This window comes from Bacillus sp. Pc3, assembly GCF_000815145.1.
Classification (GTDB): domain Bacteria; phylum Bacillota; class Bacilli; order Bacillales; family Bacillaceae; genus Bacillus; species Bacillus velezensis.
This window is the reverse complement of record NZ_CP010406.1, coordinates 3091979-3110690: the sequence shown is the minus strand read 5'-3', so window position 1 is coordinate 3110690 and position 18712 is coordinate 3091979. Positions and strand designations below refer to the sequence as shown.

The 18712-nt window shown below is 46.4% G+C and carries 22 protein-coding genes and 1 riboswitch; of the genes, 10 read left to right on the top strand and 12 right to left on the bottom strand.

All coding sequences use genetic code 11. The features are described 5' to 3' along the window. Window positions 1-32: 32 nt before the first annotated feature. Window positions 33-548 carry a gamma carbonic anhydrase gene (locus SB24_RS14965; protein WP_025285156.1) on the top strand — a complete coding sequence of 172 codons (516 nt, stop codon included), beginning with the start codon at window positions 33-35 and terminating at the stop codon, window positions 546-548. A gap of 176 nt (window positions 549-724) precedes the next feature. Here the strand turns inward: SB24_RS14965 and alaP are convergent, their stop codons facing one another. From alaP to metK, 3 genes are all read right to left on the bottom strand, one after another. Beyond that, a complete protein-coding gene (gene alaP / locus SB24_RS14960; RefSeq protein WP_017418420.1) occupies window positions 725-2128 on the bottom strand; it encodes an alanine permease AlaP in 1404 nt (467 codons plus the stop codon). Window positions 2129-2331: 203 nt separating this feature from the next. Then, window positions 2332-4230 (bottom strand): asparagine synthase (glutamine-hydrolyzing), encoded by a 1899-nt coding sequence (gene asnB / locus SB24_RS14955; protein WP_003152255.1) that lies wholly within the window; start codon window positions 4228-4230, stop codon window positions 2332-2334. Window positions 4231-4373: 143 nt separating this feature from the next. Next, the gene (gene metK, locus SB24_RS14950; protein WP_003152253.1) at window positions 4374-5576 is read right to left on the bottom strand and encodes a methionine adenosyltransferase; all 1203 of its coding nucleotides are present in this window, start codon (window positions 5574-5576) and stop codon (window positions 4374-4376) included. Window positions 5577-5745: 169 nt separating this feature from the next. Continuing rightward, a riboswitch (SAM riboswitch) is annotated at window positions 5746-5885 on the bottom strand. A gap of 197 nt (window positions 5886-6082) precedes the next feature. Here metK and pckA point away from each other — a divergent pair. After that, entirely contained in the window at window positions 6083-7666 is a 1584-nt protein-coding gene (gene pckA, locus SB24_RS14945) for a phosphoenolpyruvate carboxykinase (ATP) (protein ID WP_015418055.1), read from the top strand. A 42-nt stretch (window positions 7667-7708) separates the two neighbouring features. On the opposite strand, the gene SB24_RS14940 is transcribed toward pckA, so the two are convergent. Together SB24_RS14940 and SB24_RS14935 are read right to left on the bottom strand one after the other, a co-directional pair. Then, window positions 7709-7951: a DUF2584 domain-containing protein gene (locus tag SB24_RS14940; RefSeq protein ID WP_003152249.1), complete on the bottom strand. Its 243-nt coding sequence runs from the start codon at window positions 7949-7951 to the stop codon at window positions 7709-7711. Window positions 7952-8008: 57 nt separating this feature from the next. Continuing rightward, the gene (locus SB24_RS14935) at window positions 8009-8782 is read right to left on the bottom strand and encodes an alpha/beta hydrolase family protein (protein WP_015418056.1); all 774 of its coding nucleotides are present in this window, start codon (window positions 8780-8782) and stop codon (window positions 8009-8011) included. A 139-nt stretch (window positions 8783-8921) separates the two neighbouring features. Here SB24_RS14935 and SB24_RS14930 point away from each other — a divergent pair, with 139 nt between their 5' ends. From SB24_RS14930 to SB24_RS14920, 3 genes are read left to right on the top strand one after another with little or no spacing between them, the layout of a single operon-like run. After that, window positions 8922-9926, top strand: a complete 1005-nt coding sequence (locus SB24_RS14930) for an ABC transporter substrate-binding protein (RefSeq protein WP_039254151.1) — start codon at window positions 8922-8924, stop codon at window positions 9924-9926. Between the two features lie 11 nt (window positions 9927-9937). After that, on the top strand, window positions 9938-10720 hold the full coding sequence (locus SB24_RS14925; protein ID WP_003152246.1) for an ABC transporter ATP-binding protein: 783 nt from the start codon (window positions 9938-9940) through the stop codon (window positions 10718-10720). Further along, entirely contained in the window at window positions 10695-11507 is an 813-nt protein-coding gene (locus tag SB24_RS14920) for an ABC transporter permease (RefSeq protein WP_039254148.1), read from the top strand. Before SB24_RS14925 ends, SB24_RS14920 begins: the two co-directional genes overlap by 26 nt. A 34-nt stretch (window positions 11508-11541) precedes the next feature. Here the strand turns inward: SB24_RS14920 and ytkD are convergent, their stop codons facing one another. From ytkD to SB24_RS14905, 3 genes are all read right to left on the bottom strand, one after another. After that, window positions 11542-12021: an RNA deprotection pyrophosphohydrolase gene (ytkD, locus tag SB24_RS14915; RefSeq protein ID WP_007408833.1), complete on the bottom strand. Its 480-nt coding sequence runs from the start codon at window positions 12019-12021 to the stop codon at window positions 11542-11544. 132 nt (window positions 12022-12153) lie between these two features. Then, on the bottom strand, window positions 12154-12558 hold the full coding sequence (locus tag SB24_RS14910) for a phage holin family protein (protein ID WP_007408834.1): 405 nt from the start codon (window positions 12556-12558) through the stop codon (window positions 12154-12156). 151 nt (window positions 12559-12709) lie between these two features. Then, window positions 12710-13147 (bottom strand): Dps family protein, encoded by a 438-nt coding sequence (locus tag SB24_RS14905; RefSeq protein WP_007408835.1) that lies wholly within the window; start codon window positions 13145-13147, stop codon window positions 12710-12712. 124 nt (window positions 13148-13271) lie between these two features. On the opposite strand from SB24_RS14905, the gene ytzI reads away from it, so the two are divergent. Then, window positions 13272-13421 carry a YtzI protein gene (gene ytzI, locus SB24_RS14900; protein ID WP_015240433.1) on the top strand — a complete coding sequence of 50 codons (150 nt, stop codon included), beginning with the start codon at window positions 13272-13274 and terminating at the stop codon, window positions 13419-13421. Here ytzI and SB24_RS14895 read toward each other — a convergent pair. After that, window positions 13418-13861: a FixH family protein gene (locus SB24_RS14895; protein ID WP_015418059.1), complete on the bottom strand. Its 444-nt coding sequence runs from the start codon at window positions 13859-13861 to the stop codon at window positions 13418-13420. The two genes, ytzI and SB24_RS14895, sit on opposite strands and share 4 nt — an antisense overlap. A gap of 114 nt (window positions 13862-13975) precedes the next feature. Beyond that, window positions 13976-14449: an S-ribosylhomocysteine lyase gene (locus SB24_RS14890; RefSeq protein ID WP_003152237.1), complete on the bottom strand. Its 474-nt coding sequence runs from the start codon at window positions 14447-14449 to the stop codon at window positions 13976-13978. A 125-nt stretch (window positions 14450-14574) separates the two neighbouring features. On the opposite strand from SB24_RS14890, the gene yidD reads away from it, so the two are divergent. Next, window positions 14575-14802 carry a membrane protein insertion efficiency factor YidD gene (yidD, locus tag SB24_RS14885; protein WP_003152235.1) on the top strand — a complete coding sequence of 76 codons (228 nt, stop codon included), beginning with the start codon at window positions 14575-14577 and terminating at the stop codon, window positions 14800-14802. Here yidD and SB24_RS14880 read toward each other — a convergent pair. Together SB24_RS14880 and SB24_RS14875 are read right to left on the bottom strand one after the other, a co-directional pair. Further along, window positions 14799-15368: a beta-class carbonic anhydrase gene (locus tag SB24_RS14880; protein WP_003152233.1), complete on the bottom strand. Its 570-nt coding sequence runs from the start codon at window positions 15366-15368 to the stop codon at window positions 14799-14801. The two genes, yidD and SB24_RS14880, sit on opposite strands and share 4 nt — an antisense overlap. Before the next feature lie 118 nt (window positions 15369-15486). Next, window positions 15487-15735, bottom strand: a complete 249-nt coding sequence (locus tag SB24_RS14875) for a type B 50S ribosomal protein L31 (RefSeq protein ID WP_007408839.1) — start codon at window positions 15733-15735, stop codon at window positions 15487-15489. A 197-nt stretch (window positions 15736-15932) separates the two neighbouring features. Between SB24_RS14875 and SB24_RS14870 the strand changes: the two genes are divergently transcribed. Genes SB24_RS14870 through SB24_RS19710 form a run of 3 tightly spaced genes read left to right on the top strand, consistent with a single transcriptional unit; the run spans window position 15933 to window position 18543 of the window. Next, on the top strand, window positions 15933-17264 hold the full coding sequence (locus SB24_RS14870; protein ID WP_015418060.1) for a cytochrome ubiquinol oxidase subunit I: 1332 nt from the start codon (window positions 15933-15935) through the stop codon (window positions 17262-17264). 22 nt (window positions 17265-17286) lie between these two features. Then, a complete protein-coding gene (locus SB24_RS14865; RefSeq protein ID WP_033574245.1) occupies window positions 17287-18327 on the top strand; it encodes a cytochrome d ubiquinol oxidase subunit II in 1041 nt (346 codons plus the stop codon). Between the two features lie 57 nt (window positions 18328-18384). Then, window positions 18385-18543 carry a DUF1540 domain-containing protein gene (locus SB24_RS19710; protein WP_007408842.1) on the top strand — a complete coding sequence of 53 codons (159 nt, stop codon included), beginning with the start codon at window positions 18385-18387 and terminating at the stop codon, window positions 18541-18543. Window positions 18544-18712: the final 169 nt, after the last annotated feature.

Here is an 18712-nt window from a genome sequence, read left to right as displayed (position 1 = left end):
ACATAAATTTAGAGAAAGAAGGATGAGACATGATAATCTACCCTTATAAACAATTTACGCCTGACATACATCCTGAAGCGTTCATTGCGGATAACGCCGTCATTACGGGCGACGTCGTGATCGGAGAACAATCAAGCATTTGGTTCTCAGCCGTCATCCGGGGGGATGTTGCGCCGACAAGAATCGGAAAAAGAGTCAGCATACAAGACTTGAGCTGTCTGCATCAAAGTCCGAACCGCCCGCTTCTTATTGAAGATGACGTCACGATCGGCCATCAGGTTACACTGCACAGCGCAATCATCAAAAAGAATGCTTTAATCGGTATGGGCTCCGTCATTCTTGACGGGGCGGAAATCGGAGAAGGCGCGTTTATCGGCGCCGGAAGTCTCGTTCCTCCGGGCAAAACCATTCCTCCCGGCTGTCTTGCGTTCGGCCGGCCCGCAAAGGTTATCCGCCGGCTGACAGAAGAAGACATACGGGACATGGAAAGAATCAGAACGGAATATGTTGAAAAAGGCCGATACTATAAAACACTGCAAGAGAAATAAAAATAGATCAGCTTTGTTTTACTACTGTACCATTTTTCAAAATATTATTTAAGTAAAAACCATTTGCATTCTCCCGATTGTCAGGAAACAGAAGCAAAATGTTCAGGAATTTGTTTTATTCTTTCCCCGCCGGCCCGATCCTATGAAAAAAAGAGCCCATGTCCCGGGCTCTTTTTTTACGCTTTTTCGGCGAATGTCTGTCCGTTTTCCAGACCTATGTCTTTTCTTTTATGGAAACCTTTCCCGTAATAGGCGGCTAATAATATGCCGAACCAGACAGGCCCGATGATGACGGCCACCCGGGTCTCTGCATCAAAAGCCATCAGCACAACGACAAAAGCGAGAAATGCCAGCGAGATATATGAGGAAAAGGGGTATAAAGGCATTTTATATTTGAGTTTTTTCCGTTGTTCCGGCTGTAAGCTTTTCCGGTATTTCATTTGGGAAAGCAAAATAATCGACCATGTCCAAATCGCCCCGAACGTCGCAATGCTCGTCACCCACGTAAACACTTTCGCCGGCACCACGTAGTTCAGCAAAACGCCGATGCATAACGCGCCCGCTGAAACCAATACCGCTTTTCCCGGCACACCGCCTTTTGTGACCGTACCGTATGCTTTAGGCGCTTCATTTTGCTCCGCCAGATTGAACAGCATGCGCCCCGTGCTGAAGATCCCGCTGTTGCAGGAAGAAAGAGCCGCCGTCAATACGACAAAATTAATGATTCCGGCTGCAGCGGGTATTCCGATTTTTTCAAATGTCAAAACAAACGGGCTTCCGCCTGAACCGATTTCCTGCCACGGATAAATTGACATAATGACAAACAAAGCTCCGACGTAAAAAATGAGAATGCGCCAAAAAACAGTATCTATGGCCCGCGCCAGTGATTTTTCCGGATTTTTGACCTCACCGGCTGTGACACCGATCAGCTCAATCCCGAGATAGGCAAACATGACCATTTGAAGCGACAGCAGCACCCCTTTAATCCCATTCGGGAAAAAGCCGCCGTGGCTCCATAAATTGCTGATTCCGAGCGCAACGCCTCCGTTTCCGAGACCGAATACGATCATCACCAGACCGATCGCGATCATTGACAGAATCGCCAAGACTTTAATGAGCGCAAACCAGAATTCAAGCTCACCGTACGCTTTGACCGCCAGAAAGTTGACAGCCGTCATAATGACGAGTGCACAAAGCGCCCATATCCATGACGGCACGTCAGGGAACCAGTAGCCCATATAAATGCCGACCGCGGTGATTTCCGCCATGCAGGTAACAACCCATAAAAACCAATAATTCCAGCCTGTTAAAAACCCGGCAAGCGGACCGAGATAATCTCTGGCATACCGGCTGAATGAGCCGGCTACAGGCTTTTGAATCGCCATTTCCCCTAATGCCCGCATAATAAAAAACATAATCAGCCCGCTGCAGGCGTAAGCGGCTAAAATCCCCGGCCCGGCAAGCTTTATGGCAGAAGCCGACCCGAGAAACAGCCCGACTCCTATCGCGGCGCCCAACGACATAAGCGAGATATGCCGCTCTTCCAAGCCGCGGTGAAGCGTTTTTTCTTTGTTTTGCATAACTCTCCCTCCCCCTGATTTTGACAAAGAAACACAAACCGAGACGAAATAGCCAGAAAACACTTTCCGGAATCTACCCGATTAGTCCTATTATAACCTTTTTCTGAATATTGCGTAATACTTTGTCGAAAACAGAGCGGAATAGACGGTTTACAAAAAAACAATAGAAAAAAGGCTTTCGATAACATCGAAAGCCTTTTGGATTAAACGAAAATGACTTCTTTCGGCTGATGATTCAGCTCTTCCGGCACCAGTCTTTTTTCAACATTGATGCTGTGCCAGATCATGAAGATCAGCACGGTCCAGATTTTGCGGCTGTTGTCCGCTCTGTCGGCACAATGATCTTCCAGAAGCTGAAGGACATAATCCTTTTCAATATAAGCATCTGTTTCACTTTCACGAATGATGTTGCGAACCCATTCGTTCATTTCATTTTTCAGCCAGTGGCGGATCGGCACAGGGAAGCCGAGTTTTTTGCGGTTAAGCACATGATCAGGCACTACCCCTTCAGCAGCTTTGCGCAGAAGGTATTTCGTCGTGCCGTTTTTCGTTTTCAGTTCATCCGGAATTTTAGAAGCCACGTCAAACACGACTTTATCAAGGAACGGCACGCGCAGTTCCAATGAGTTGGCCATCGTCATTTTGTCAGCCTTTAACAGGATGTCGCCGCGCATCCACGTATGGATGTCAACATACTGCATTTTATTAATGTCGCTGTATGAACGGCTTTCCGTAAAGTACGGCTTCGTGACATCACGGTATGAAAGCTCTGGATTGTAATGTTTGAGCAGCTGTTTTTTCACGGGCTCTTCAAAAATCTTCGCATTACCGATATAACGCTCCTCAAGCGGTGTGCAGCCGCGGACTAAGAGGCTTTTCCCTCTCATTCCTTCAGGCATGACGGACGCCACATGAAGAAGCATTTTTTTCAGACCGGACGGAATGCGTTCAAACGGTTTAAGCGAAAGCGGTTCGCGGTAAATATTGTATCCGCCGAACAGCTCGTCCGCGCCTTCCCCGGATAACGCGACCGTTACATGTTTTTTCGCTTCTTTCGCGACAAAGTACAAAGGAATCGCCGCCGGATCTGCAAGCGGGTCATCAAAGTGCCAGACGATTTTCGGAAGCTCGTTCATATACTCCTCAGGAGAAATGACTTTGCTGATGTTTTCAATTCCGAGCGCGGCAGCCGTTTCCTTCGCTACGTCAACCTCACTGAAGCCCTGCTGCTCAAAACCGACGGAAAATGTTTTAAGGCTCGGGTGAAATTCTTTCGCAACTGAGACGATAAAAGAAGAGTCAATACCGCCGGATAGAAACGAACCGACAGGCACGTCACTTCTCATGTGGACTTTGACAGAGTCAAAGATTGCGTCTCTGACTTCTTTCACCAATTTATCTTCATCAGACTGAACAGGCTTGAAGTTCGCTTTGAAATATGTTTTAAACGCGATGTCGCCTTCCGGACGGATCGTAAACTGGCTGCCCGGCTCGACTTTTTTCACTTCAGCGTCAAGCGTGCTCGGTTCAGGAACGAATTGGAAAGACATATATTGCTGTAAAGAAGCTGTATCAAGATCAATGCCGTTTTGAGCGGCCATTAAACTTTTTCTTTCAGATGCAAAATATACTTTGTCCCCGATGGTTGTGTAATACAGCGGTTTAATGCCGAACGGGTCTCTCGCGCCGTACATGACGCGGTCAGCTTTGTTCCAGATTAAAAACGCAAACATTCCGCGAAGCTTTGAAGCAGCTTCTTCTTTATAATGACGGTATGTCGCAAGGAGCACTTCGGTATCGGAATCTGTATTGAAAGTGTAGCCTTTCGCTTCAAGCTCTTCTCTCAATTCAATGTAGTTATAGATTTCGCCGTTAAAAATGATCCAATATTTTTCGTCTTCATATGATAAAGGCTGTCCGCCGTTTTCTACGTCAATAATACTGAGCCGTCTGAAGCCGAATCCGACGTGCTCGTCATGATAATACCCATCGCTGTCAGGACCGCGGTGAACGATCATTTGGTTCATTTGTTTGATTAGCTCTTCTTGATCTGCGGTTTGAGTTAATGGATGCTTATTAAAAACACCGACAAATCCACACATAGTATAGCCTCCATAAGTGTAATTTTCTAATTGGACCCCCTTTTTATAGACGCTTTGTTACGCCATTGGTTTCACGCTATGTAAAAAATAAGCATGGCAGCATCTACAAAAAGGGAAAGCCGCTTAAGTAAGCGGCTATAAAATTATTCTCCTAGTGCTTCTTTGCGAAGCGCATCCGCCTTGTCAGTACGCTCCCAAGGAAGATCCACATCATGACGTCCGAAGTGGCCGTAAGCAGCTGTCTGCTTATAGATCGGGCGGCGCAGATCAAGCATTTTAATAATGCCGGCAGGTCTCAGGTCGAAGTTATTCCGTACGACTTCGATCAGTTTTTCTTCAGAAGCTTTTCCTGTATCAAATGTATTGATAGAAATAGAAACAGGCTGTGCCACGCCGATTGCGTATGCAAGCTGCACTTCACAAGAATCAGCAAGACCTGCTGCCACGATGTTTTTCGCTACGTATCTCGCAGCGTATGCCGCAGAACGGTCTACCTTCGTCGCATCCTTACCGGAGAATGCGCCGCCGCCGTGGCGTGCATATCCGCCGTATGTGTCAACGATGATTTTACGGCCGGTAAGACCCGCATCACCTTGAGGTCCGCCGATTACGAAACGTCCCGTAGGGTTGATGAAGTATTTTGTTTCTTCATCGATCAGTTCCTCAGGCACGACAGGATTAATGACATGCTCTTTCAGATTGCGCTGAATCTGCTCAAGCGTAATTTCCGGGTGGTGCTGAGTTGAAATGACGATCGCGTCGATGCGGACCGGCTTGTTGTTTTCATCATATTCAACGGTAACTTGCGTTTTGCCGTCAGGGCGAAGGTACGGAAGAATGTCTTCTTTGCGGACTTCGCTCAAACGGCGGGCTAATTTATGCGCTAAAGAGATCGGAAGCGGCATAAGCTCTTTCGTTTCGTTACACGCATAACCGAACATCAGGCCTTGGTCTCCCGCTCCGATTGCTTCGATTTCAGCATCGCTCATTGTGCCTTCACGCGCTTCAAGAGCCTGATCGACACCCATTGCGATATCCGCAGACTGTTCATCAATTGATGTTAAAACAGCGCAAGTCTCCGCATCAAATCCATATTTGGCGCGTGTGTAGCCGATTTCTTTAATCGTTTCACGGACTGTTTTCGGAATGTCAACGTATGTTGATGTAGTAATCTCTCCGCTTACCAGCACAAGTCCTGTCGTTACAGATGTTTCGCAGGCTACGCGCGCGTTCGGGTCATTTTTTAAAATCTCATCTAAGATACTGTCAGAAATTTGGTCACAGATTTTGTCCGGATGACCCTCAGTAACAGATTCAGATGTAAATAGTCGACGGTTTTTACTCATTCACTTTTCCTCCTGAAAAAAGATCTTTTGCAAGACCTTTTCATATGATACGGAACTCGCTCCCTCTTAATACAATGTCATACTATATCAGAGAATGTTAATTGGCATATTTTATGAAATAAAAAAACCTTTTCCACTCGAGGAAAGGGTTTGGTCTGTGTGCCTTTCACTCTTATCGCTCAAGGAAAATATTAAACCTTGCATCAGGTTAGCACCTTGGTTTCCCACAGTGTTTTCACCTGCTTTTTTACAGAGAAACCGGTTGCTGGGCTTCATCGGGCCTGTCCCTCCGCCAGCTCGGGATAAGAGTATCCGCTCAATGAAATATCTTATCGTAAAAGGGCGGAAAGTGTCAATATGAATTAAAGCGATTACGCGCCTTTATTTCGGGAAGCAATGGAAAAACACAAACAAAAAACCGCAAATAGTATAGACTATTTTCAGATATATGTTATACTAATTCCACATTCAGCGAAATACAAATAAACCGGCAAAGGAAGGTTTTTATGAAATTAGTTGATTTAACCGCAGATCTTCAAGCATTACTTGCAAGTCCGAATGTGCATCATAATTTATCGGCTCCAAAACTTACCGAAAAAGTGATCAGCCGAAATGAAGGAACGCTGACATCAACGGGCGCCGTACGCGCCACCACCGGCGCATATACAGGCCGGTCACCTAAAGATAAATTTATCGTCCGTGAACAAAGCACAGAAAATCAAATTGATTGGGGCGCGGTGAATCAGCCCATTTCTGAAGAGGCATTTGAAAAGCTGTACGCCAAAGTCGTCAGCTACTTAAAACAGCGGGATGAACTGTTTGTGTTTGAAGGATTCGCGGGAGCGGATGAAAAATACAGACTCCCGATTACAGTCGTAAATGAATTTGCGTGGCACAATTTATTCGCGCGCCAGCTGTTTATCAGACCGGAGACGGATGAAAGAGACAGGCAAGCGCAGCCTTTCACCATTCTCTCAGCTCCGCATTTTAAAGCAGATCCCGAGACAGACGGCACGCATTCGGAAACATTTATCATTGTCTCTTTCGAAAAGCGCGTCATTTTAATCGGCGGCACCGAATACGCCGGAGAAATGAAAAAATCAATATTCTCCATTATGAACTTCCTGCTTCCGCAGCAGGATATACTGCCGATGCACTGCTCAGCCAATGTCGGTGAAAAAGGCGATGTCGCCCTGTTTTTCGGCCTTTCCGGCACAGGGAAAACGACGCTTTCAGCCGATGCGGACCGCAAACTGATCGGCGATGACGAGCACGGCTGGTCAGATTCCGGCGTTTTCAACATTGAAGGCGGATGTTACGCTAAATGTATCAATCTGAGCGAGGAAAAAGAACCGCAGATTTTTCGTGCGATCCGCTTCGGGTCTGTTCTTGAGAATGTCGTGCTTGATGAAAAAACGGGTGAAGCGGATTACGACAATTCCTTCTACACGGAAAACACAAGAGCCGCATATCCGATTGAGATGATCGGCAATATCGTGCAGCCGAGCATTGCCGGCCATCCGCAGGCGATCGTCTTTTTAACGGCGGACGCATTCGGCGTGCTCCCTCCGATCAGCAAACTGACGAAGGAACAGGCGATGTATCACTTCTTAAGCGGGTACACCAGTAAACTCGCGGGAACCGAGCGCGGCGTGACATCTCCGCAAACGACTTTCTCGACGTGCTTCGGTTCACCGTTCCTTCCGCTTCCGGCGCATGTATATGCCGAAATGCTCGGGCATAAAATCGACGAACACGGCGTTCAAGTCTTCCTGGTCAACACAGGCTGGACCGGCGGAGGGTACGGAGTCGGAGAACGGATGAAACTTTCGTATACAAGAGCGATGGTCAAGGCCGCTATTGAAGGCAGACTGAACCAGACTGACATGACGGCAGACAGCATTTTCGGCCTGCGCAGTCCCGTTCATGTTCCGGGCGTTCCGGATGAAGTTCTTCAGCCTGAAAACACATGGAGCGATAAACAGGCATACAACGAAAAAGCGCTGTTTTTAGCCAATGAGTTTAAAGAAAACTTTAAAAAGTTTTCCCATGCGGACTCGATTGCCAAAGCCGGCGGACCTCTCGTGTAATCAAAAAAGCCAAGGGCGTTTATGCCCTCGGCTTTTGTTTTTTCAGTTTGTCGAATGAAGCGACGTGAGTCTGTATGTAATGCTTGTCCGGCCGTTCGCCCATTCGAGCTTCTGGACTTCGCCGGTGCCGGATTTCTCGCCGGTTTTCGTTTTGCGCACGTCCATCGGAATATCAAGAGGATAGACGCGGTAGCCCTCTTTCTCCAATAAAAAGATATTTTCCTCTATCCTTTTTTCATTGCCTTTTGTCACAATCATGGTATTAAATTCAACAGGCATTCCCAAAATGAAAATCCCCTTTCATTCTCTTATTCTTTATTATCATAACATAAATCAGGCATCTTACCGTGTCTTCATCCATTCCGCCAGCCGCCGGACAATGCGTCTGTTTTCCTGCGGCGGAAAATAATGCGTAAAACCGCTGTAATACCAAGTTTCCACCGGTTTCCCCGCCTCTTTCAGCTTGTCCTCGATCATTCGGGCGTGTTCGATCGAAACATTCTCATCATTCTCTCCATGGATGAGCAGCACAGGGGCCTGAATGCGGTCTGCTTTTTCAAACGGCGAACGCCATCTGTATTCATCCGGCACCTTTTTCGGCGTGCCCCCGATCACCCGCTTCATCATCCGCCGCATATCCTTCCGCTCTTCATAAGTAAGCACCATATCGCTCACACCGCCCCATGATACGAGCGAAGCCGCTTGATGCCCCATTTCAATCGCGGTCAAAAGCCCCATGATACCGCCCCGGGAAAAACCGAAAATATGCACCCGCCCTTCCCTGACGTTCGGATGCTCCCGAAGCAGGCGGAAAGCGGAAAACGCGTCCTCTCTGTCCTCTCCCGCAAAATCTTCATTTCCCTCGCCGCCCTGGTTGCCTCTGTAATAAGGCGCAAACACGACAAAGCCTTGGGAAGCAAATTGAACGATTCTTCCGGGGCGTACCATGCCGACATTTTTTATGCCGCCGCGCAAATATAAAAAACCGTCATATGTTCCCGGCGCCGCAGGCTCGGCAAGGAGCCCCTTTACCTTCAGTCCTTCTGACTCATAGCACACCGCAAAGAGGCGGACATGCGGACTCGGAGACGGGAACCTTTTCTTTTCTACCAGCAAAACAATGAGCCTCCTTATATCATCAGTTTTTTTATTCTTTCCCAACGTGAATATGGGCACTCACACATTTTTTATACCCATCATACGATATGTAAAGCAGAAAAGGTTATTTTAACGCTTAAAACAAGGAGGTTACACCGTGAACAAATGGCTCAAAACGGGCTGCGTTTTTGTCATATGCGCCTTTTTCCTGCTCATTCTTCCGGCTTGCAGACAGGAAGAAAGTCTGACAAAGATAAAGGTGGCGGAAGTCACACACTCCATCTTCTATACGCCTCTGTATGTCGCTGAAGCAAAAGGTTTCTTTAAAAAAGAAGGGCTCCAAGTGTCACTTCAAACAACATGGGGCGGAGACAAAACAATGACATCGCTTTTATCAAACGGGTCTGATATCGCGCTGGTCGGTTCTGAAACATCCATTTACGTGGAGGCGCAGGGAGCAAAAGATCCGGTCATCAACTTCGCACAGCTGACACAGACGGACGGCACATTTCTCGTGTCACGGAAGGATGAGAAATCATTCAAATGGAACGATTTAAAAGGAAAAACATTTCTCGGCCAGCGAAAAGGCGGCATGCCCCAAATGGCCGGTGAGTACGTCCTGAAAAAGAATCACATAGAGCCGAAAAAAGACATTAACCTCGTTCAAAACATTGATTTCGCCAATATTTCCAACGCATTCGCATCCGGAACGGGTGATTATGTGCAGCTGTTTGAACCGACGGCATCCCAATTTGAAAAAGAAGGCATCGGCCATATCGTCGCATCCTTCGGAGAAGCTTCCGGCCAAATGCCATACACAACCTTTATGGCAAAAGAAAGTTATTTGAAAACCAATGAAAAGACGGCGGAAAAATTCACCCGCGCCATCTATCGCGCCCAGCAATGGGTGGAAAGCCATCCGGCCAAAGACATCGCAAAAACGATTCAGAAGGAATTTGCCGATACCGATCCGGCCATTATCGAAACATCAATAGAGCGATATAAAAAACAAAAGTCATTCTCTGCAGACCCAGTTCTGCAAAAGGATGAATGGGAACAGCTTCAATCTATTATGGATGAAGCCGGAGAGCTCCCGAAACACATTCCGTACAGCAAACTCGTCAACACAAAAATCGCCAAAAAAGTCACCTCAGAACAATAGGAGGAACATGAATGTCTTTTTTACATGTGGATCATGTAACACATACTTATTTCTCGCTGAAAGAAAAGACAACCGCCGTGAAAGATATACATTTTCAGATTGAAAAAGGGGATTTCATCTCCTTTCTCGGACCGAGCGGATGCGGAAAAACAACACTCCTGTCCATTCTGGCCGGCCTTATTACTCCTGCGCAAGGCCGGGTGCTGATTGAAGGAAGTGTGCCGAACCATAAAGAACACCAAATCGGTTATATGCTTCAGCAGGATTATTTATTTCCTTGGAAATCAATTGAGGAAAACGTGCTGCTCGGTTTACACATTTCAAAAACATTAACAGAAGAAAAAAGAGCTGAAGTTCTCAGCCTTCTGCCTAAGCTCGGATTAATCGGCGTTGAAAAGAAATACCCGAAAGAGCTGTCAGGCGGGATGCGGCAGCGGGCGGCACTTGCCAGAACTCTTGCGCCGGACCCGGGACTGCTGCTCCTTGATGAACCGTTTTCCGCGCTGGACTTTCAAACGAAGCTTTCCTTGGAAAATCTTGTATTCAGAACATTAAAGGATTTTCAAAAAACCGCCGTGCTCGTCACCCACGATATCGGTGAAGCCATCGCCATGAGCGATACGATCTATTTATTTTCGAATCAGCCGGGCACCATCCACCAAATATTCACCGTGCCTAAGGAGCTCGCGGCTTTAGATCCGTTTGACGCGCGTCAGGATCCGGCCTTTCAGCCGCTGTTTCAAACCATATGGAAGGAGCTGAATTCCCTTGAAAAACAGCAGCGGCACGATTGAACAGCTTCATCAGCAGTTTAAGAAAAGACACCAAAAAGAAAAGCTCCGGATCCGTGCGTATCAGGCCGCCATTTTCATCGTATTTTTTGCCGGCTGGGAAATATCGAGCAGGGCGGGCTGGATCGATCCGTTAATCTTCAGCTCACCCTCCTCCGTTTGCAGGCTTTTAGTTGAAAAGATTGCGGACGGATCCCTTGCGGCGCACATCGGCGTAACCTTAGGAGAAACCGTTCTCGGCTTTTTGCTCGGCACGCTCCTCGGCACATGCCTCGCCGCTCTGTTATGGTGGTCAAACAGGCTCGCCCGGGTTTTAGACCCGTACCTCGTCATTTTAAACGCGATGCCGAAGGTCGCACTCGGACCGATTCTCATCGTGGCACTCGGACCGAATTTCACAAGCATTGTCGCCATGGGAGCAGTCATCAGTGTCATTATCACGACAATCGTCGTCTTTACGGCTTTTCAGGAAGTGGATGAAAACTATATTAAAGTGATGAAAACCTTCGGAGCGAAAAGAAGCATCATGTTTAAAGAAGTCATTCTGCCGGCATGCTCCCCCGCGATCATTTCCGCGCTTAAAGTGAACGTCGGTTTATCCTGGGTCGGTGTCATCGTCGGCGAGTTTCTCGTTTCCGAAAAAGGTCTGGGCTACATGATCATTTACGGATTCCAGGTCTTCAATTTCACTCTTGTGTTCTTAAGCCTTCTGATCATCGCGATTTTTGCGACATTGATGTATCAGGGAGTCGAACTGTTAGAAAGAAAATGGACGAAAGGAAAAATTTAAAAAAGACCCGTGCGTAAACGCCGGGTCTTCGTTTTTATGATTGAAATACGCCGTCCTCTTTCAGCTTTTTCAGACTGATCGGAAGCACCGAATCTTTCATAATGAAACTGAATTTTTTATTTCGCGGGAGATTCTCCGGCAGTTCGCTGAACAGCACCGGCCCCTTTGTTTCAAAATAGTCAGCCTGTTGTTCAAGCTTTTCAATATCGGCAAAATAAATATTCTTCACGATTACCTTTTCCCTGCCGAGAACTTTATACTGTCCGACGTACTTCAGATGTCTTACCGCGGCGCCGGTTTCTTCTTTCACCTCGCGCAGGGCCGCTTCCTCCGCACATTCCATCGGCTCCACTTTTCCGCCCGGAAATTCAAACCCCCGGTCTTCGTGCTCAGTCAAAAGCCACTTATCTCCATATCGGCATATGACCCATACGTGCTTCGGGCTGTCTGAAAAAGGCTGGTGTTCAAAGGAGAGCTGAACAGTGTTCTGATAATAGTCTTTAAACTCGTACATGTTTATCCCTCTAATCCGTTCCTTCGTATCTTCCATACATCATACCACAGTTGCGTTTGTTCGGAAGCCCTTTATCAAAAATTCAGAGGAAAACCATCATACCCGCTAGTATAGCCTCCTTTGAAGCAAATGTTACGGTTTGCGCTTGAATTTATTTTTCAGGGTATCCAATAGGTCGACGAGCACCTGCGGAACCGGTATGCCCAGCGAGCTTGCCGTAATCACGATCTGAACCGATTCGTATAAGATATAAAACATGATAGCCAAATTACGGATGGCGCCTTCGGTATGAAGCAGCTGGTCAAAAAAATGGCAAACTGAGACTAATGCCAGGGTCACGATTTTTTTGACCAGCCGCGCAAAAAGCTTTCTTGCGCTCAGCTGCTGCAAAAGAGATTCTTTTAAGCTTGTACTGATAAACTCAATCGCCATAACCGATAGCAAAATCAGAAACGAATACTGAAAACCTCCGAAGAAAAACCCCGCTGCCGACACGATCACTGCAAAAAACGAAAAGATGCCAAAGTCTTTGCCCACTTGATCCAACATCCTTTCACAGAAACGGCCTTACATTATTCTATGAAAAGTGAATGGAACGGACTGGATTTTTCAGAAAAATGGACAACACCTCTCTTCGGCAGCCAAATAAAAGACCGAGTGCTTTATAGCCCCGGTCTTCCCTTGTTGATTATCCCAAATACGCTTTCAGCATCCAGTTATGTTTTTCGATATTCTGGTGAATGGCAAGCAGCATATCACCGGTCGTTTCGTCTCCTACCTCATCTGCGAGATCCATGCCGCTTTTCAGCTCTTCCGCAATGACAGTGAAATCATCATAAATGTTCTGTACCATTTGTTCTGCGCTCTCATTGCCTTCCGCTTCTTTTACAGACGCTGTCTTCAATGATTCCGTCATTGTGCCGATCGGCTTGCCGTTTAATGCCAGCAGACGTTCTGCCAGATCATCAATATATGTAGCCGTTTCGTTATACAGCTCCTCGAACTTTTCATGCAATGTGAAAAAGTCCTTCCCTTTGACGTACCAATGATAGTTATGTAATTTCACGTACATGACCGTCCAGTTTGCAACTTGCTTATTGACTGCATCCAATAGTTTTTCTGACATGCCTATCTTCCTCCTTTGGTTTACTATTGATATACCCTATATATCGTGTGTTAAAACATAAATTTTTAGCCCTTGATTTTACGGATGGAAAATATGTTATGATTTGTTAAAAAGGAGGGATTTCATGGTGCTTCTTCTGAGCTTCGGCTTTCTTATCGTGCTCGCCGTGCTGCTTTTATCCATCTGGTCGACTGTAAGAGCTTATAATGTAAAACATACGATTGACCCGCCGGAGGACGCATCAAAAGGCTTGACGGATAAAAAAAATCCTTAATGATGATGCGTCTGTTCCTCATGGCCGGAGGAATCATCGGCAGCTTCAGCATTCCCGACACGCACTTTTACAGTCGGCATATTATGCTGCTGTTTTGCCGTTACGTGGGATTGAACGGTATACACACCCTCTTCATCAAATTCAGTCCGCAGGTGATACGCCCCTTTTTCCTCCTTGGCCTTGCTTGTTTTGCTGCTGCCTTTTTTTCCTTCTTTCCATACTTCAAACATGACTTCATCCGCATCCGTGACACGCTTGCCGCCGTAAAAAACTTCCGCCTTGTATTCCGCTTTTTCATGCGGTGCTGCCGTTTCCGGTCCTGTAAGCTTGACCTCAAGCGCTTTAGGCTCTTCATCCGCGGAGGTTTTGTCCGAATTGCCCCCGCAGGAAGATAATAGAAATACCATACCGCACATACCTGCCAATACAGCCCGTTTCATCCCATCACTCCTTCATGTTTGCTTCTATTTTAGCAAACGCTTACACATAAGGTGTGACATTTTTTAGAAATATGTAAAAAAGCCTTTTTGCATGTCAGCAAAAAGGCCTGTTTTTTATCCGAACACTTTCAGCAAATCTTCTTTATCTTGTGACAGCCAGAAACGCATCAGACGTTTCGCGCCTTCTAAATCATGAAGTTTCGCCTGGCCGCACTGTTTTTCGTTGGCCGCCGGAATCTCCGTAATATCGATGGCTTCTTTCAGCGTAGCGTCAAGCAGGTCTACAATTTCTTCCGCTGTCGGCTCGCCGCTGACAACAAGATAATAGCCTGTCTGGCAGCCCATCGGTGAGATATCTATGATGTCGAAGTGATCGTATTTCTCAGAATGTGTGCGAATCGTAAACGCAAGCAAGTGCTCAAGCGTATGAATCGTATCCGGCTTCATCGCCTGTTTGTTCGGCTGGCAGAAGCGAATGTCAAACTTATTCACGACGCCGTCTGTTCCGACTTTATGCACTCCGCAATGTCTTACATACGGAGCCACAACCGCATTATGGTCAAGCTCAAAACTTTCTACTGAAGGCATAATTGCACTCCCTTTTTTTCAGAATATACATCCATTATAACACAGTTTTCCGATAAGAATTGTGGCGGAAGCTTTTCAATCTGAAATTTTTTTTCTATACTAGCATCAGAAAGGTGGTTTTTTTGATGAAAACCATAATGATTGCTTTAATTCGCGGATACCAGAAGTTCATCTCTCCGCTGACGCCGCCGTCATGCCGCTTTTATCCGACGTGTTCGCAGTACGGAATCGAAGCCGTCAAGACTCACGGCGCATTAAAAGGCGGATGGCTGACACTGAAGCGGATTTTAAAGTGCCACCCTTTTCATCCGGGCGGTGTTGATCCCGTACCGGACAAAAAACAAAAACATTAGTCCATATGCTGGTAGCCGTCGATCACCAGATCAAGTTTACCGGTTTCAGGATCAATCACCAGACCGTGCACCGGCACATTGTCAGGGAATAGCGGATGGTGTTTAATGACGTTTACGCTGTCTGTAACACTCGCTTCTACTGAATCAAAGCTTTTCAGCCATTGATCAAGATCAACTCCTGAGTGCTTCAGCATGTCAATCCGCTCTTTCGGAATACCGCGGTCGATAATTTTATCGAGCATATCCTCGCTGTTGATTTTGCTCATGCCGCAATCATGGTGGCCGATAACGCAGACTTCATCGGCGTTTAATTCGTATACGGCCACTAAAAGGCTGCGCATGATACTTCCGAACGGGTGGGCGACAAGCGCGCCGGCACTTTTAATAATTTTCACATCGCCGTTTCGCATATTCATCGCATGCGGAAGCAATTCTACAAGACGTGTGTCCATACAGGACAAAATCGCCATTTTTTTATCCGGGAATTTAGATGTTTGGTATTTTTCATAATCTTTGTTTTTAGTGAACTGCTCATTAAATTGCATGATATCGTTTAGAAGACTCATCTTGGTGTTTCCTTTCTGCTTTTTTATTCACAATATAACATAAGACGGGTCATTTCGTCACTCCCCGCACGAGATGACAAAGTGCTCAATAAATAAGACAAACCCCATTGGGCTTGTCTTATTTTCCCATATTGTATTTTTTGTTGAACTGTTCGACTCTCCCGCCTTTTTCGTTGAACTTTTGGCGGCCTGTATAAAACGGATGCGTATCTGAGCTGACTTCTACTTTAATCAGCGGGTATGTTTTTCCGTCTTCCCACTCTGCCGTTTCCGCTGACGTTTTCGTAGAATGGCTTAAAAAGCGATAGCCGCTGTTCACATCTTGAAAAATCACTTGATGGTTATCCGGATGAATATCTTTTTTCATGCTGATCTCCCTTTCTCAAATCGTAATTATTACGTTTTATTTTAAACCTTAAATAACCGCTTGTCAATCATATATGCCCTGATCCCTTGATTTCTAAACCCTGCACATATATGGAATCGGAAGAATAATCTAATCGCTTCAGCAAATAATATAACCACATTACATAAAACGGTAATTTAGAAAGGCGGTTTATGATCGTGGATGATTTAGTATTAGCCAGAAGCCTGTTCGGGACAACCATGGGCTTTCATATTATTTTTGCGACGCTTGGTGTCGGCTTGCCTCTGATGATTTTAATGGCTGAATTGATTTATCAAAAAACAAAAGATCCGCATTATGCCATTATGGCGAAAAGGTGGACGAAGGCGCAGGCTGTTCTGCTCGGCGTGGCGATACCGACCGGAACGATCGCGGGTACACAGCTTGCCCTTTTGTGGCCCGGATTTATGGAAGTCATCGGCAGGGTGATGTCCCTCCCGTTTCAGATTGAAATTTATGCATTCTTTATCGAAGCGCTGTTTATGTCCATTTATGTCTACGCCGCTGACCGGCTGACTCCGGCGATGCGCATCATTGCCGTAATTTTCGTTTTGATCGGCGCCGCGGCATCCGCCGTCTTAATCACAAATGTTCACGCATTTGAAGGAACGCCGGCCGGCTTTAAAATTTTAAACGGCAAAATCACTGACGTCGAACCTTGGGCAGCGTTTTTTAATCCAAGCTTTTTCACCACCGCGGGCCATGTCGTTCTGACGGCTTTCATGACCGGGGCATTTATCGTTGCGTCAGTTGCGGCTTATAAAATGCTGAGAACGAGAAAACAGGAGCAGGTATACCGCTTTCACCGAAAAGCGCTGCTGCTCGCCTTAACGATCGGCGGAATCTTTTCCATTCTTGCCTCTTTAAACGGTCACGAGTCAGCCCAGCTTCTTTACGAATACCAGCCTGAGAAGCTTGCGGGCGCAGAAGGGCTCTTTGAAACTAGATCACACGCTCCGCTTGCGATCGGGGGTTTTACTGATGCAAAAGAAGAAAAAGTAAAATGGGCGATAGAAGTGCCATGGGCTTTAAGCTTTTTGGCTGCAAACAGCTTTGATACCGTCGTCAAAGGATTGAACGCGTTTCCGAAAGACGAGTGGCCGCCTTTATTCATCCATACACTGTTTAACGGAATGGTCGGCATTGGAATGCTGCTCATTTTGTACTCAATCATCGGCATCGTGTGGAGAAAAATTTTAAAGAAAGACAGCTTTCCGACTTGGCTTTTGATTTTATTTTTAACCGCAGGACCGCTCAGTCTGATCGGAATTGAATTCGGGTGGATATTCGCTTGTACGGGGCGGCAGCCATGGGTGATTTACCATCTCTTGAAAACGTCTGATGTCGTCACGACAACCGGTTCAATCGGTTTGCTGTTCATCCTGTTTACGGTCGTTTACGCCATTTTGGCAGCCGCAGTCATTTATGTGCTGCTTTATTATTTCCGCAAACATCCCGTTGAGGAGGATGTAAAAGCGGCGGAATCCTAACTATAGAAAGGGCTGAATTAAAATGGACATTACCATGGATGCTCTCATTGCGATATCAATCGTATGGGGCTTCGTGTTTATCTACGCGGTCATGGCAACGATGGACTTCGGAGCCGGCTTTTGGTCGATGATTTATTTAAATAAAGAACAAACAAAGGCGACAAACATCGCCAACCGTTATTTGTCCCCGACATGGGAAGTGACCAACGTCTTTATCGTCGCAATCGTTGTCGCCCTATTCAGCTTCTTTCCAGGGGCAACCTTCGTGCTGGGAACCGTTTTATTGATCCCGGGGAGTATTATTTTGCTGCTTTTAGCCATCCGCAGCGGCTTTCTCGTCTTCTCCAATACGGCGAAGGAAAGAAAAATCATGAGATATATCTCCGGAATTTCGGGCTTCATTATTCCCGCTGTGCTGATTTTGGTCCTTCCGGTCACACACGGAGGATTTATTGAGAAGACGGGCGGAGTGTATCAACTGAATTTGGCAAATGTCTTTACAAGCCTTAATGCGTATGCGTTTATCGGCTTTGCCATTTTAAGCACTTTATTTTTATCTTCACTGCTTCTGGCCGATTTTTCAAATGTTGCGGAAGAGGAGCATGCGTACCGCATCTACAGACGGAGTTCTTTACTAACAGGGCCGCTTTCGCTTCTATTTGCCTTCTTCATTATGCTGACATTACGCAACGAAGCCGGCTGGCTGTATACGGGGATGATGAAAGACAAGACATGGCTTATCCTGTCTGTTATCATGTTTTTCATTGCCGGCGCGGCCCTGTTTTTGCCGAATAAACGCTTCGGCCGCAACCTCGGCAAACCGAGAATCGCCATGATCGCCATTGCGCTTCAATACTTTCTGGCAAGCTATGCATACGGACGGGCGCATCTTCCTTATATGATTTATCCGGATATTACGGTCATGTCAGGATTTACGGAGCCGGCCACCTTCAGGGCGCTGTTTATGACGTATATCGTCGCTTTCATCATTTTGTTTCCCGGGTTTTATTTCTTCTGGAAGCTCTTTATGAAAGACAGACGTTATATCCGCCAGGAGGAATAACAAAAATCAGGGCGGCTCATACTAATGGCGTACCTTTTATCTTGGAGGGGAGCCAGCATGGACCAAAAAATTCTGTGTGAAGTCAATAACTGTTCATATTGGGGCAGAGGAAACAAATGCACGGCCGACGCGATTTATGTGGTCAGCCATACAGGCGAAACCGCTGAAAAAAGTGAAGAAACGGATTGCAAAACCTTTAAACCGCATGATTTATAAAAGAAAAGAGCTGTTTTATACAGCTCTTTTTCATTTCCGCGCCGCAAGCCTTTTTGAAATCAGCACCTGAGCCGGGGAAAATCGCGCTGATGAAAAGCATGGAAGAAAGGCAGTTTGTCAGTATAGGCGGCAGACGGTACGATCAGTATCGCATTCATGACAAGCACAG